10 protein-coding genes and 1 tRNA gene are annotated in these 16,309 nt (G+C 39.2%); 8 read left to right on the forward strand and 3 right to left on the reverse strand.

Annotation, left to right across the window (positions count from 1 at the left end; translation table 11 throughout):
* Window positions 1-134 precede the first annotated feature (134 nt).
* The 5 genes from B2V92_RS02165 to B2V92_RS02185 all read left to right on the forward strand — a co-directional run bounded on the left by B2V92_RS02165 (window position 135) and on the right by B2V92_RS02185 (window position 6,045).
* Window positions 135-1,721 carry an aldehyde dehydrogenase (NADP(+)) gene (locus tag B2V92_RS02165; protein WP_293304429.1) on the forward strand — a complete coding sequence of 529 codons (1,587 nt, stop codon included), beginning with the start codon at window positions 135-137 and terminating at the stop codon, window positions 1,719-1,721.
* On the forward strand, window positions 1,714-2,715 hold the full coding sequence (locus tag B2V92_RS02170) for a 4-hydroxyproline epimerase (RefSeq protein WP_293304431.1): 1,002 nt from the start codon (window positions 1,714-1,716) through the stop codon (window positions 2,713-2,715). Before B2V92_RS02165 ends, B2V92_RS02170 begins: the two co-directional genes overlap by 8 nt.
* 30 nt (window positions 2,716-2,745) lie before the next feature.
* Window positions 2,746-3,987 (forward strand): NAD(P)/FAD-dependent oxidoreductase, encoded by a 1,242-nt coding sequence (locus tag B2V92_RS02175; protein ID WP_293304433.1) that lies wholly within the window; start codon window positions 2,746-2,748, stop codon window positions 3,985-3,987.
* Window positions 3,988-4,138: 151 nt separating this feature from the next.
* Window positions 4,139-5,029 carry an AraC family transcriptional regulator gene (locus B2V92_RS02180; protein WP_293304435.1) on the forward strand — a complete coding sequence of 297 codons (891 nt, stop codon included), beginning with the start codon at window positions 4,139-4,141 and terminating at the stop codon, window positions 5,027-5,029.
* A 227-nt stretch (window positions 5,030-5,256) separates the two neighbouring features.
* A complete protein-coding gene (locus B2V92_RS02185) occupies window positions 5,257-6,045 on the forward strand; it encodes an NIPSNAP family protein (protein WP_293304437.1) in 789 nt (262 codons plus the stop codon).
* A gap of 250 nt (window positions 6,046-6,295) precedes the next feature.
* Here B2V92_RS02185 and B2V92_RS02190 read toward each other — a convergent pair whose 3' ends face one another.
* Both B2V92_RS02190 and B2V92_RS02195 read right to left on the reverse strand, forming a co-directional pair.
* Window positions 6,296-6,679, reverse strand: coding sequence for a LytR/AlgR family response regulator transcription factor (locus tag B2V92_RS02190; protein WP_293304439.1), 384 nt, complete (start codon window positions 6,677-6,679; stop codon window positions 6,296-6,298).
* Between the two features lie 685 nt (window positions 6,680-7,364).
* The gene (locus B2V92_RS02195) at window positions 7,365-7,808 is read right to left on the reverse strand and encodes a hypothetical protein (RefSeq protein WP_293304441.1); all 444 of its coding nucleotides are present in this window, start codon (window positions 7,806-7,808) and stop codon (window positions 7,365-7,367) included.
* Window positions 7,809-7,996: 188 nt separating this feature from the next.
* On the opposite strand from B2V92_RS02195, the gene B2V92_RS02200 reads away from it, so the two are divergent.
* Window positions 7,997-11,875: a TIM-barrel domain-containing protein gene (locus B2V92_RS02200; protein ID WP_293304443.1), complete on the forward strand. Its 3,879-nt coding sequence runs from the start codon at window positions 7,997-7,999 to the stop codon at window positions 11,873-11,875.
* A 153-nt stretch (window positions 11,876-12,028) separates the two neighbouring features.
* Here the strand turns inward: B2V92_RS02200 and B2V92_RS02205 are convergent, their stop codons facing one another.
* Window positions 12,029-12,661, reverse strand: coding sequence for a Crp/Fnr family transcriptional regulator (locus B2V92_RS02205; RefSeq protein WP_293304445.1), 633 nt, complete (start codon window positions 12,659-12,661; stop codon window positions 12,029-12,031).
* Between the two features lie 403 nt (window positions 12,662-13,064).
* Between B2V92_RS02205 and B2V92_RS02210 the strand changes: the two genes are divergently transcribed.
* Window positions 13,065-13,137, forward strand: a tRNA-Lys gene (locus B2V92_RS02210).
* A 674-nt stretch (window positions 13,138-13,811) separates the two neighbouring features.
* Entirely contained in the window at window positions 13,812-16,184 is a 2,373-nt protein-coding gene (locus B2V92_RS02215) for an ABC transporter permease (protein ID WP_293304446.1), read from the forward strand.
* Window positions 16,185-16,309: the final 125 nt, after the last annotated feature.

Here is a 16,309-nt window from a genome sequence, read left to right on the forward strand (position 1 = left end):
AAGCGGTGCGTGCACCGCGTTTACCGGTAAGTGGGGCCGAAAGGGAAAAAGTATTGAAGATTATAAACGATGCATTGGCTGCCCGTCCACAATTGCCTGACGGTAGTTGGGGGAAATAGTTTAACCAGCAAAATATGGACGGAAGAAATATTGTTGCCTGTAGCTACATAGAAACAGATGGAAAAAGCCTTAATGCAGTTAATCCGGCAACAGGTTTAACGCTCGAAGGAGCATTTTTTAAAGCTAACGAAAACCTGGTTGATGATGCTTTGAAAGCTGCAGCAAAAGCTTTTTATGAATGTAGAAATCTGAATAAAGATCTTAAAGCGGCTTTTTTAAATGCCATTGCCGATGAAATCACAGATATTGGTGAAGCATTGGTAAACAGGGCTTCGGCAGAAAGTGGCTTACCATTGGGCCGTTTACAGGGCGAATTGGGCAGAACTACCAGTCAGTTAAGGTTATTTGCCAACCTGGTAGCAGAAGGCTCCTGGGTGGATGCGATAATTGATACGGCCTTGCCTGATAGGCAACCTTTGCCCAAGCCCGATATCAGAAGAATGCTGGTGCCAATAGGCCCGGTGGTGGTTTTTGGTGCCAGTAATTTTCCGCTGGCTTTTTCTGTTGCTGGTGGCGATACTGCTTCGGCGCTTGCAGCAGGCTGTCCGGTAATTGTAAAGGCACATCCTGCGCATTACGGTACCAGCGCTTTGGTGGCTGCAGCAATCATAAAAGCTGCTGAAAAAACGGCTATGCCAAAAGGTGTTTTTTCGATGTTATATGATGATGGTTATACTGTTGGTGCAGCTTTGGTGCAACATCCTTTAACTAAAGCCGTAGCTTTTACCGGATCGTTTAAAGGGGGAATGGCATTGATCAGGCTAGCACAGCAACGTAAGCAACCTATTCCTGTTTTTGCTGAAATGGGTAGCATCAATCCCGTAGTTTTTCTGCCGGAGGCTTTAGAAAACCGGACAGAAGAACTGGCTAAAAAGTATGCTGCATCCATTACTTTGGGAGCGGGCCAGTTTTGCACCAATCCAGGTTTACTGCTGGCCATTAAATCGCCAGCCCTCGAAAATTTCAAGAAGCACTTAAAAGATGCCATTGAGATTGTTCCATCCGCAACGATGCTTACCAGCGGGATTGCCGATCATTATGCGGAACTTTCTGCTGAGATTATAAATGAAGGAGGAGTTGAAGTTATTGTGGTTTCAAATCTGGTAAATAAAGAATTAAAAAATCAGTCACAGGCAAAAATTGCACAGGTTAGTGTTAATGATTTTATAGAAAATCCAAAACTGCGTGAAGAAATTTTCGGACCTTATTCCCTTCTGGTCGTAGCGGATGATATGGAAGAACTGGAAAAAGCAGTTGAGGTACTGGATGGACAACTCACGGTAAGCCTAATGGCCGAAAAGCAGGAACTCCGGAATTATCAAAACCTGATAGATAAACTTTCTGATAAAACGGGAAGGATCATATTAAATGGCGCGTCAACCGGTGTAGAAGTTTGTGCTGCAATGCAACACGGTGGACCTTTTCCCGCGAGCAGCGATAGCCGTTTCACTTCTGTAGGATCTACAGCAGTTAACCGTTTTGTACGGCCATTAGCTTACCAGGATTGGGATCAGGGACTATTGCCTGATGAACTTAAAGACGGAAATCCCCTCAACATCTATAGAACCCTGAACCAAAAAATAACCAAATCCCATGAGTAAAACCTTTTTTTGTGTAGATGCACATACCTGCGGAAATCCTGTGAGGTTGGTTGCAGGTGGTGGTCCGCAATTAACCGGCGCCAATATGAGCGAAAAACGTCAACATTTTCTTAAAGAATACGATTGGATCAGAACAGGTTTAATGTTCGAGCCCCGTGGCCACGATATGATGTCGGGCAGTATTCTTTATCCTCCTCATGATCCGGCGAACGATGTAGCGGTACTTTTTATCGAAACCAGTGGCTGTTTGCCGATGTGCGGACATGGTACTATTGGCACCATCACCATCGCCATAGAAGAAGGACTGATTCAGCCAAAAACGCCAGGTATAATCAGAATGGAAGCACCGGCCGGATTGGTACTGATTGAATATAAACAGGAAGGAAAAAAGGTTAAATCGGTTAAGCTTAAAAATGTAGCTTCTTATCTCGCGGCCGAAAACCTTCAGGTAGAATGTCCCGATTTGGGTTTGCTCACTTTCGATGTGGCTTATGGAGGCAACTTTTATGCGATTGTAGATCCTCAGGAAAATTTTCCGGGTCTCGAAAACTATTCTGCTTCTCAATTGATTACCTGGAGCCAAACCATCCGCAAACGCATCAATGAAAAATATACCTTCGTCCATCCGCTAGATCCAACCATAAACGGCTGCAGCCATATTTTATGGACAGGCAAAACCATCGACCCTGCATCTACTGCCCGGAATGCTGTTTTTTATGGTGATAAAGCTATTGACCGGTCGCCCTGTGGTACCGGAACATCTGCCCGCATGGCACAGTGGCACGCCAAGGGGAAATTAAAAGTAGGAGAAGATTTTATCCACGAAAGTTTTATCGGCAGCAAGTTTACAGGTAGGGTGGAGGAAGAAGTAGAACTAAACGGAATAAGGGCCATCATTCCAAGTGTAGAGGGATGGGCGAAAGTATTTGGTTACAACACCATTAAAATCGATGCAGAATACGATCCTTATGCGCATGGATTTCAGGTGATTTAACCATTTTTTAAATCAATTTATATAAAAAAAATGTCGAAGGTCTTAATTATTGGTGCCGGGATTGTGGGTTTAACTTCTGCATATTACCTGCAGAGAAAAGGTTATGAGGTTACCATTTTGGATAAGGGCGATATTAGCGATAATTGCTCCTTTGGTAACGCTGGTATGATTGTGCCAAGCCATTTCGTGCCTTTGGCCGCACCGGGAATGATTAAACAGGGCATCAGGTGGATGTTTAACAGTAAAAGCCCGTTTTATGTACGCCCCTCGTTAAATGCAGATCTCGTTAACTGGGGATTTAAATTTATGAAACATGCTACTGTAAAACATGTTAACCAATCTGCAGTACCACTGCGTGATCTTTCCCTGCTGAGCAAGAAATTATACGCAGATTTGGCAAAAGAGCCCGATTTTGATTTCGAGCTTACCCATAACGGCATTCTCGCTTTTTATAAAACAGAAAAAGCAGCCGAAGAAGAGGCCCATCTGGCAACAAAAGCTATCGGGTTAGGCCTTGATATGGCCGTGTTATCGCCTGCCGAATGCCGGGCCTTACAACCTGATTTAAAATTGGATGTGCTGGGCGCTGTGCATTACCGTTGCGATGCCCACCTCTATCCAACCAAGCTGATGCATGCCCTGCTTAAGTGTTTAACCAATAACGGTGTAAAAATCGAACGCGGCAAAGAAGTGGATAAAATTGAAGTTGTTGGTAACCGGGTGATGAAAGTTTTTACAGGAAACGAGGTTTGGGAGGCAGATCAATACGTAATTGCAACCGGTTCATGGTCGCCTGCAGTGGCCAAAATGGCCGGTGTTAAAATCTCTTTAATGCCCGGTAAAGGCTATTCTTTTATGGAAGCCGAACCGCAGAACCGTTTAACTATACCTGCACTGCTATGCGAGGCCAGGGTAGCCATAACACCTATGAACGGCCAGATCAGGTATGGTGGTACAATGGAGCTGGATAAAATCAACAATCGCATAAACATGCAGCGTGTTAGGGGGATAGTGGAATCGGTACCAGCTTATTTTCCTGATTTAAAACCTGCACTTCCTGCAGAAAAAGAGATCTGGTATGGTTTCCGTCCTTCCTCTCCGGATGGTTTGCCTTATATTGGCAGAAGCGAAAAAAGGGATAATCTGGTTGTTGCCACAGGGCATGGGATGATGGGTTTAAGTTTAGGCCCTGCAACCGGATTAATGGTTAGTCAGTTAATTGATGGGACAGCTACCGAATTGGAGTTGAAACCTTTTGCAGTGTCGCGTTAAAAGAAGTCAGGTTTGTGCAGTTCTTAGTCGGTTTTTTCTTCAAATATTATCAGATAATAGCAGGATTTTAACCTGATTTGGCATTTGTTGTGTGTTTTGAGTTAATATCATTAAATTCAACTCCTGGTCGATAAGCCGAATTAACCAAATTATGAAAGTATTACCATTCACCCTGCTTGTGCCCGATGATAAGAGTGTAATATCCGAGCACATAGAACTGCCTTTTTTTTACCAATACCTCCACAGGCACGATGAATGGCAGATTACCTACGTAGAACGTGGCGAAGGAACATTAATTGCCGGTAACGATATGCATGCCTTCCGGTCGGGCGATATCTTTGTGATCGGCGCCAAACTCCCACATTTATTTAAAAGTAATCCCGAATATTTTTCGTTAGATAGCAATAAAACCATTAGAGCCTGTTCGGTTTACTTTAATCCCAACGGTATTTTGGCTCCTCTGTTCAATCTGCCCGAAATGAAAATGGCGAACACTTTTTTGGCTAAAAACAAACATGGTTTTAAAGTTCCGTATGGCTTTGCCGAAAGTTTAATTCCTAAAATTTTCAGGGTTCATCAGGCATCTGGGGTAGATGTGGTATTTAACTTTTTAAAATTGATCAATAGCCTTCAGGATCTGAACGAAAATGTAGAATCGCTCTGTTCCGATCTATATTCTTCCAATGTTAGCGAAAATGAAGGCATGCGGTTGAGTAAAATTATCAGCTTTATCACCGAAAACTACAACAGTCAGATCTCTTTGGAAGATGTGGCCAATACTGCTTTCATGACCCCGCAAGCTTTTTGCCGATATTTTAAGAAACATACCGGTCATACTTTTATCTCCTTTTTAAATGAAGTGAGGATTAACGATGCCTGTAAGAGTCTAATAGGCGGAGAAAAGGCCGATTGCATTTCAGGCGTAGCCTACAAAGCCGGTTTTAACAGTATCACCAATTTTAACAGGGTATTTAAAAGCATTATCGGCCAATCGCCAAGGGCTTATATAGATACTTATAATAATGTGAGCAGGGTAAATTAGGTCATTGGTCATTGGTTCATTTGTTCATTGGTTCACTGGTTCACTGGTCATTGGTTCATTGCTTCCTTCCCTCATTCAATCATTGATTCCTTCTTTCATTCAATCATTGCTTGCTTCCTAATGTCCTTAATGGTAAAAATATTATTAACTAACCTTAATCCCTTAATCCGTTAAAAATAAATCCTTACTTTGGAGCACATTATCCATGTTTCTAATCATCTCTTAATATGTTGCCAGGAATTAAAAAATCATTTCCATTTTTGTTGGTTTTATTATTCGTTGCCTTAATGGCCAATGCTTCAAAAGCAGATTTCTACCAGATTAAAATCTATCATTTAAAAACCGATGCACAGGAAAAAATGCTGGATGATTATTTACAGAAAGCCTATTTGCCAGCACTTCACCGCACCGGAATTGCAAAAGTTGGGGTATTTAAGCCCCTTGTAAGCGATCAAACCACGGTTGCGGAAAAATTGATCTATGTATTTATTCCTTTAAAAACATTTAATGGTGTTTTAGATCTCGATAAAAAGCTAGTAAAAGATCAACAATATTTAAGCGATGGCAAAGCATATTTAGATGCCGTGTACAACGATGCTCCTTACGAACGTTTAGAATCTATCATTTTAAAAGCTTTTGAAGACGCCCCTAATTTTATGCTTCCCAATTTAAAATCGCCAATGAAAGATCGGGTGTATGAATTGAGGAGTTACGAATCGCCAACAGAAAAATATTATCAAAACAAGGTACAGATGTTTAACAAAGGCGATGAAATCGGATTGTTTAAAAGGCTCAATTTTAACGCTGTATTTTATGCAGAAGTGATTTCGGGCAGCCGTATGCCTAATCTTATGTACCTAACCACTTTCGAGAACAAAGCCGATAGAGATGCACACTGGAAAGCTTTCTCTGCAGATGACTACTGGAAAAAACTTTCCACTATGCTAGAGTATCAGCATAATGTTTCTAAAAACGATACTAAATTCGTGGTTCCGACAGATTACTCCGATATTTAGACTTTTATTAGTTCAGTGGTTCACTGGTCATTGGTTCATTGATCATTGGTTCATTTGCCATTCATCATTGCTTCCTGCTCTCATTCAATCATTGACTCCTTCCCTCATTCATTCATTCATTGCCCACTCCCGCAAACCGTCCTCCTGAACTTGTTTCAGGATCTAAGGAGGAGCATTTCTTTAGAGATTGTGTTGAAAACTGTTAACTGAAAAATGATTGTCGGCCTTAATGCCTTTGCTAAAAATCAACTCATCGCTTAGCATTAATAGAAATCAATTGCTCAATCATGTTTGAGAACTTCGTAAAATCAAGGGGTTTAGCCAGAAACTTACAATTGTTGGCAAACGTATCAATTGCATGACTTCCCTGAGCACCAAGGATTACCACATATTTAACGCTGTTTTTTAGCATTCTGGCAACATCCAAACCGGACATATCCATCTGCACATCTAAAAAAAGGAAATCAATTTTGCCAAAGGTCCAAAAGGCCGCCATGGCATCTACTTTATCAGTAAAACTGCCTTTAAGTTCAAGTTTATCTATTTGGGAAACGAAATTTTCGAAAAGTGGTTTACTCATGCGGCTGTCGTCGATAATTACGCAGCTATAGGGTTGAGAAATTGAAAGGTTCATTATAGTTGTTTTGCTGTATTACGCAAAATGCTTGCCACAGGTGTGCCATTAATTTTATGTGTTATTTTTTAGCCGCTTGTATTGCTTATGGCTTTTTATTTTGGATAATATCCGAATGTGGCTAAAATCATTGTTTTTTAGCTTTATTGCCGTTTTTTTAAATATCTGCCAATTCATTTTCCTAACCCTGTAGAAGATATATAACCCGATTGTTTTAATTTTTTTACATAGATTCCTGTATAATATTTCTCAGTAACTTCTTTTTTTGTGACTAAATGCGTGTAGTTAAAGCTGGAAATGTACCGAATACTGTATGATGTATAATGTAAGACGTAAAATGGATGAGGGGGAAATCACCAATAATCAATTTTTCAATGATCAATAGTGATCGCTTTATATCTAATGTTAAAACCTTAATGTTCTTAATTTCTTAATGGTCAAAAGAAGGAAAATGTAAGATGGGAAATGGATGAGGGGGGTAAATCACCAATAAGATAAATTCCCAATGCTCAATAGCGATCGCTTTATATCTAATGTTAAAACCTTAATGTTCTTAATTTCTTAATGGTGGGGAGATGTAAAATGTAAAATGGAAGATGGATGAGGGGGTGAATCACCTATAATCAATTTTCAATGATCGATTCCATCACTTTCGGTTTTAGACCATTTCAAATTTTGATGATAGTTAATTTTTTCTTCCACATAATATGGCCACTCCTTCTTCATTTATGGCGAGTTGTAACAATTGTTTTTGAAAAATATCAATAGCATTTGGTTCCACTATAATTTCCAGTTTTAATTTATCCTTTTCATCCGCTCTATATTCTGTAGAAACGTTTTCTTCTAAATTAATAAGTACACTAATATGCCCTGAACGATTAAGAACCGAAAATTTAGCTCCAAAATATGAGTAGCCGTTTTTCTCTCCAGCTTCATATATTGCTGCATTATTCCCATTAGGATAACCGGATAATAATGTTGCAAATTTTTTCAGGTTTTCTGCACTTTCATAAAATTCTGTTTTTCCCGAATATCGTCCATTTGTTACCTCAACTCCTATTTCGAGCATGTGGATGTCTTTCCAAATAACTTTTAAGATCAGATAAGACCCATAGTTTTTTATGTTCATTATTTTTTAATAAAAATCTAAGTTAAAATAAAACCCTCAACTGAGGTAAAAAATCGGATAGACAAACGATTGCGCGGTATTTGCCCTTAAAAACAGGTCATTTCCTTGCCTCTGTTTACTAACTTTATCAAAACGCAGCCATAATAATGGCCATGCTTAAATAAAAACATAACCAAATCAAACCATTAATGATCCTGCATTCTTTTCAAAAAACTTTTAAAACCCTTATTGTTAGAAAAGTGTTTTTAGCATCTGCTTTTCTTCCGTTAACGCTGCCTTTATCTATTTCTGCCCAGCAAACAACACCGAAAACAGTTGCAACAGCTCCCGAAAATATAAAAGTAACCGGGGTCAAAAAAATCAATACTACAACAATAGAATTATTGCTTTCCAACAGTCAGCGGTTAACACTTGATTTTTATGGCGATAACATTTTCCGGGTTTTCGAAGATCCAGCAGGAGGTTTTATTCGCGATCCTGAAGCAAAACCTGAAGCTAAAATTTTGGTCGAAAATCCACGCAGACCGGTTTCGAAATTAGAATTAAAGGATGAGAACAACCAACTGTTTATTTCTACTTCTAAAATTACCGTATTAATCGATAAAAATACCTCACTGATCAAAATCATCAACCTGGCTACCCAAAAAGTAGTTGTAGAAGAATTGGCACCTGTTCAATTTGAAAAAGGAAAAACAACACTCTCTCTAAAAGAAAACGCAGATGAATATTTTTACGGTGGAGGTGTGCAAAATGGACGTTTCTCGCATAAGGGTAAAGCCATAGCTATTGAAAATCAAAACAGCTGGACAGATGGCGGTGTAGCCTCTCCAACACCTTATTACTGGTCTACCAATGGTTATGCCCTAATGTGGTACACCTTTAACAAAGGAAATTACAATTTTGGTGCTAAAGAGAAAGGCCTCGTGAAACTGGCACACGAAACCGATTACCTGGATGTTTTTTTTATGGTAAATGATGGCGCCGTAGCGCTGTTGAACGATTTTTACCAGCTCACCGGAAATCCAATCCTGCTCCCTAAATTCGGCTTTTATGAGGGCCATTTAAATGCCTACAACCGCGATTTTTGGAAAGAAGATGAAAAAGGAACGCTATTCGAAGACGGCAAACGTTACAAAGAGAGCCAGAAAGATAATGGCGGCGTTAAAGAATCATTGAACGGCGAAAAAAACAACTATCAGTTTTCGGCCAGGGCGGTGATCGATCGTTATAAAAAACACGATATGCCTTTAGGCTGGGTGCTTCCCAACGATGGTTATGGCGCAGGTTACGGACAAACCGAAACTTTGGACGGTAATATCGAGAATTTAAAGGAATTTGGCGATTATGCACGTAAAAATGGTGTGGAAATAGGTTTATGGACACAATCAGATCTTCATCCAAAAACCGGTATAAGTGCATTATTACAGCGCGATATTATTAAAGAAGCAAGGGATGCGGGTGTTCGTGTACTAAAAACCGATGTGGCATGGGTGGGTGCAGGCTATTCTTTCGGGTTAAACGGTGTGGCCGATGTTGCACAGATTATGCCTTATTATGGCAATAGTAGCAGGCCTTTTATTATTTCGTTGGATGGTTGGGCAGGTACGCAGCGTTATGCAGGTATCTGGTCGGGCGATCAAACCGGTGGTGTATGGGAATATATTCGATTCCATATTCCGACTTATATCGGATCCGGTTTATCAGGTCAGCCCAACATTACCTCTGATATGGATGGCATTTTTGGTGGTAAAAATCCAGTGATCAATACCCGCGATTTTCAATGGAAAACCTTCACGCCAATGCAGTTGAATATGGATGGTTGGGGAGCAAATGAAAAATATCCGCACGCACTGGGGGAGCCCGTTGCATCGATCAACCGTAATTATCTAAAACTGAAATCGGAACTGATCCCTTATACCTATAGCATTGCCAAAGAAGCATTAACAGGTTTGCCGATCATCAGGGCAATGTTTCTTGAGTATCCAAATGCGTATACAAAGGGGATTTCTACACAATACCAGTACCTGTATGGCCCGTCATTTTTGGTGGCGCCGATTTATCAGGCTACTAAGTCAGATGATAAGGGTAACGATATCCGTAATGGTATTTACCTTCCTGAAGGAACGTGGATTGATTATTTTACAGGCGAAAAATATGCAGGAAATAGCATCCTCAACAGTTTTGATGCACCGATCTGGAAATTGCCTGTTTTTGTAAAAAGTGGGGCAATTATCCCAATGGCAAATCCAAATAACAATATTTCTGAAATCAATAAAACCAACCGTATTTATGAGTTCTATCCGTTCGGGAAAACCACTTTCACCGAATATGATGATGACGGCACTACAGAAGCCTACAGATTAGGCAAAGGTGCATCAACATTAATCGAATCAGAACTCGACCAGAAAAATAATGCTACGGTTACGATTAACACCACGAAAGGTGATTTCGAAGGCTTTATTAAAGAGAAAACAACCGAATTTGTTATCAACGTAACCGAAAAGCCAAAAAAACTGATTGCAAAGGTTGGAAAAGATAAAATAAAACTCACGGAGGTAAATTCGAAAGAAGAATTTTTAAAACAGACCAATGCTTATTTTTATGATGCGGCGCCGAATTTAAACCGTTTTACTACAAAAGGAAGCGATTTTGAAAAAGTAGCGATGGTGAAAAATCCGCAGGTATTGGTTAAAATACAGGCAACAGATATTACTTTAAACCCTGTTACAGTTACGGTAGAAGGATTTAAATTCGATCCGGTAGATAAGCAGCGCATTTCGACCGGAAAATTAGCAGCTCCGCTTACTGCAGGTATCAGCGATAAAAACAGGGAGGCTTACACGCTCACACCAACATGGAAAAAAGTGGATAATGCCGATTTTTACGAGATTGATTTTAACGGGATGCATTATACCACAATACGCGATACGGCGCTGTTGTTTGATGGTTTATCGCCCGAAACTGCTTATTCATTTAAACTCCGTGCAGTAAATAAAGACGGTTATTCAGACTGGACGGAAATTAAGGCTGTTACAAAATCCAATCCACTCGAATTTGCCATTCAGGGTATTGTTGCCGAAACCACGGCCGAAAATCAGGGCGGTGAAGGTATTGATAAACTGTTCGATTTTGATGAAGGTAATATGTGGCACACCAAATGGGGCACAAAATCGGTTCCGTTTGATGTGGTAATCGACCTTAAATCCATCAACCAGCTGGATAAATTCCATTATCTGCCACGCAGCGGAAGGGGCAACGGGATATTGCTAAAGGGCAAAATATTTTATGGTAACAATAAAGAAACCTGGAATGATGCCGGAACTTTTGAATGGGCAAATAATGGCGATGTTAAAATATTCAATTTTGCAGGTCATCCAACAGCACGCTATATTAAAATTGCAGTTGCCGATGGGGTAGGTGGCTTTGGATCGGGCCGCGAATTATATGTATTTAAAGTTCCCGGTACCGAAAGTTACCTGCCAGGTGATATCAATAACGACCGCTTAATTGATAGGAACGATTTAACTTCCTATATCAATTATACCGGGCTGCGAAAAGGCGATGCCGATTTTGAAGGTTACATCAGTAATGGCGATATCAATAAAAACAACCTGATCGATGCTTACGACGTTTCTGTAGTGGCTACCCAGTTGGATGGTGGCGTAAGTGATGCCAAACTTGATAAAGTTGCCGGTAAACTGGAAATCAGCACGGCTAAACAAGCGTATAACAAAGATGAAATAATCGAAGTGAAGGTAAAAGGGGCTAACCTAAAATCAGTAAATGCCTTAAGTTTTGCCCTGCCTTATAATCCACAGGATTATGATTTTGTAAGTGTACAAAGTTTAAGTGTGAAACAGATGGATAACCTGACCAACGATCGTTTACATACTAACGGAGAAAAGGTATTATACCCAACTTTTGTAAATGTTGGCAATAAAGAAGCATTAAGCGGAACCGGCGATTTGTTTATCCTGAAATTAAAAGCAAAACGTAAGCTTCAGTTTAACCTCAAAATAAAAGATGGACTTTTAGTGGATAAAAACCTGAATACGGTTAAGTTTTAATATAAAATATAGATTTTTCATGTTGAGCCTGTTGAAGGATACGCCATAACTCCGTGTATGTCGTTTCGACAGGCTCAACGTGACAAACTTCTGTATGGAAATGGGACTGTGGTTCAATCTCTTTCTATTCCAGAGCAAAGGATTAGTTAAAATTTATTTATCAGTTTCTGTTAGCGTCTGTTTTCTGATTCTGCTCAACGTTTCCAATCGCATACCGATAAATGAGGCAACATATTTAAGTGGTACCCGATTGATCAGGTGCGGATAGGAGACCAAAAAACGCTGATAACGTTTTAACGCCGTTGGTAACCTGCAGATATAAGCCCTTTCTGTTGCGCCCTGAAAATAGATTTCAGTCATTTTGCGTCCAACATAGTTTGCAATGGGAAAGTTCTCATACAATAATTTCGACATTTCGTGGGGGATGGCAATCGCAAATACCGGATCGATGGTTTCGATATATTCGTCAGATACCTCATTCTCCCATAAATTCCTGATGGTTCCGGCCAGCTCGTTTTCGGCAACAATCCAGGTGGTAATTTTTTTATTTCCCATTTTGAGGTAACCATGTACCGCACCTTCGAGGATGAGATAAATATAACGGTTCTGCTTTAACGGCGATGCAATGTGTTTATTCTTGCCAAAACGGACTGGAAATGTGTAGGTGTTAATGATGTCTTCAATTTCGGGACTGAGCGGATGGTAAGATTTAAAGATCGTAATCAGTGGCGAAAAACCTCCGAATGCTGTCCATTTATCTTCACCATAAATATTTTCGATATTCATTAGGGAAACTTCAATGTATATGTAAAAATGAAAATAATAAAAAGAATAAAAAAATAATCAAGTCCATTAACAACTTTCAGGAATATTAAATACTGTATTAGGATAAATGTTTAATCTGCAACTGTTTTTGAGCTGATCTGTTGTTCAATTGGAGAAGGTATGCATTTAGCGGTTCGCGGTGGGATAAAAACATAATTGTTTTTGAGTTTTGTTTAGTTAAGGTACAAAGTAGACAAAAATCTGCTTAAAAAATGATTTTTTTTATTGTATTTAACATTTTGAACCATAAAGTTTTAACCCTGTTTTATTTAGTTATTGTTAATTTTTTATTAAATATATTCTCATTATTCTTTGTACGAATAGATTTAATTTCTATCTTTGCAGCCCCGCAAGGGGGATAAATGATTCCGTAGCTCAGCTGGTAGAGCATTACACTTTTAATGTAGTGGTCCTGGGTTCGAATCCCAGCGGGATCACAGAAAGCTTCACAGAAATGTGGAGCTTTTTTGTTTTACCCCCAGTTTAAACCAGAATCTGATTTCGTTGGGGAATCCAATTAGCGCATTCATGAAATAGCTTTATATAAGCTTTAAACTAAGGTGCGCTCAGGTGTCTCAGGTGGTGAAAATGATGTTGAAATGTTGTAAAGTTGGAATGTTCTGCCAACTGATATCATATTTAAGAAGGTAATAAATTTAGAATCTACCTTACATGTTCTAAAATTCCTTATATGGTGAAAAACATTTAATTGTTGTAAGGTTGTAAAGTTGCAATGTTTAACTGTTCGCCAGTAAATTTGTTGTAGCTTAAAAACTAAGGTGCACTCAGGTGTCTCAGGTGGTGAAAATGATGTTGTAAAGTTGGAATGCTCTGCCGCCAAATATTATATTTAAGAAGGTAATTAAATTTAGAATCTACCTACATGTTTTTAAATTCCTTATATGGTGAAAAACGTTTAATTGTGTGAAGGTTGTAAGTTGCAATGTTCAACTGTTCGCTGATGCACACCAAATGTTCGATAATGAACGCTCTATATTATTATTAAGCTTGAATACTGGCTTGTTTGCGCGTATAATGTGTTTTTCGTTATTGGCACATACTTGGTTGTGCTCAGTACATTATATTTGTTTAATGCAAAAACATTGCTGCCATGTTCAGTCTTAATTTAAAAATCGCTTTGCGCAACCTTTGGAGGAATAAGATCTCTTCTGTAATCAATATTATCGGTTTGGCCGTTGGCTTATCCGCCTGTCTGTTGCTGCTGTTATATGTAAACTACGAACTGAATTTCGACCGGCAATTTAAAGATCCGGACAAAATTTATCAGGTAATGACCAATTTTCAGGATGCCTCAGGTAAAATTACCAGTACAGGTGGAATACCCGGAAATGGAATTGCCATGGCCATTAAATCAAAAATACCTGAGGTTGATGCCATTACACGCATTGGTGGAGGAGATAATACACTTATTGCCAACGGACAAAAAAGCTTTAAAAAAACAGATCTTTTTGCCGATCCCGAAATCCTGAAAGTTTTTGGATACGAATTTATTGCAGGCAATCCGAATACGGCCTTAAATACGCCCAATGGAATTGTATTAACCAAGCATATGGCCGAACTTTTGTTCGGCACTACCGATGCGCTAAATAAAACTGTCCGTTATCAAAATGCTTTCGATTTAAAAGTGACGGGTGTAATGAAAGATTTACCCGCCAATAGTACCTTGCGTTTTGATTATTTAATGCCCTGGTCTTTCTACTCTAGCATAAACGATTATGTTAGAAACCCCGGTTGGAGTAATTTTAGCTTTCTGGCCATAGCAAGGGTTAGTAATCCTGTGCTTATCGAACCTATTAATGCTAAAGTTAAAAAGCTCTTCAACGAGAACTATAAAGATCAGAAGAACCAGAATTTTTTGTTTCCCTTTTCCGATCTGCACTTACATGGCGAATTTAAAAACGGTAAAAACGTTGGCGGTGATATAGATCGTGTTTATCTTTTTGTTGCTCTTGCTTTTGGTATTTTACTGGTGGCCTGTATTAATTTCATGAACATGGCTACCGCTAAATCAGAGCGCAGGGCCAAAGAAGTGGGTATTAAAAAAACCATAGGCGCAACAAGGACATCTTTGGTGGTTCAGTTTTTAACCGAAGCTATGGTGTTGGTAATAGTTGCGGTATTATTTGCAGTGGTAATTGTTGAAGTTACCTTACCCATATTCAATAACCTCCTCGATATTGATATCGTTATCGGTTATACCAATATGGGATATTGGATGGGGATTTTAGGCGTTGCCCTGCTAACCGGTATTTTATCTGGCATGTATCCTGCATTTTTCCTTTCTTCGTTTAATCCCATCCAAACCCTTAAAAGAAAAACGGCAAGAGCGAAACTTATTCCCATTAATTTAAGACAGGTGCTTGTGGTAGGCCAGTTTTGTTTCGCCATTATGCTGATCATTTCCACATTGGTGATTTATAAACAGATGCAGTTCATCAAAAACAGACCGATAGGATATAATACCAATCTACTTGCAGAAATGGCCCAGGATGGCGATTTGTCCGGTAAATTCGAGCTGTTTAAAACACAGGTACTCAACAGTGGTGCAGCCATTGGGGTTAACCAGTCATCGCAGAGTATGACAGAGGTACGCAATTGGTTTTATGGACTTACATGGCCCGGAATGGAAGAAAAAGGAAAAGAAATTGTATTTAACCGCTTGCAAACCCAATACGATTTCGTAAAAACGAGTGGAGTACAACTTTTAGCCGGAAGAGATTTTTCTAAAGATTTTGCTTCTGATACTGCCGGCATTTTGTTAAGCAGTAAGGCCGTAAAAATGATGCAGTTAAAAAATCCTCTGGGAAAAAGTTTGGATCTCTTTGGCAATAAAGTAAAAGTGATCGGCATTTTTAATGATTTTATATGGAAATCCCCTTACCGTTCCGGCCTTCCGATGGTAGTGAATTTTAGTAAAAACCATGGAGGGAACATCAATTTGCGATTAAATCCAAATAATAGTTTGAGCGAAAATGTAGAACGGATTACAGCGATTGCCAAAAATATCAACCCACAATATCCGGTAGAAATTAATTTTGTAAACGATCTGATGGCAAAGAAACTGCAGGCTGAAAAGATTTTAGGCATTTTATCAAATTTATTTGGTGGCATAGCCATATTAATTTCGTGCATGGGACTTTATGGTTTAGTAGCTTACAGCGCCGAACAACGCACAAAAGAGTTTGGTGTACGCCGTGTATTGGGTGCTTCGGTAAACAGCATTATGCAGTTACTTTCGTTCTCATTTCTGAAAATGGTATTTGTGGCCGCATTTATCGGCGTACCATTGGCTTATTACCTCATGAATAAATGGCTCGCCAGTTTTGAATTTAGGACTACGATATCGTTCTCTATCATTCTAATTTCTATTGTAGGAACAGCAGCTATTGCCTTTTTAACGGTAGGTTTCCAGGCTTATAAAGCGGCCAAAGCCAATCCGGTTGAGGCTTTGAAATATGAGTAAGTTGTTAATTGGTTAACCATATAAGGTATATAAGTTTCATATAAGCTTATATGCCCTTACATTTCTGATATGGTCAAATTATAAATGATATCAATTATTCTAAAATCTGACATTTCAAACAAAGT

This window comes from Pedobacter sp. UBA5917 (assembly GCF_002432345.1).
Taxonomy (GTDB): Bacteria; Bacteroidota; Bacteroidia; order Sphingobacteriales; family Sphingobacteriaceae; genus Pedobacter.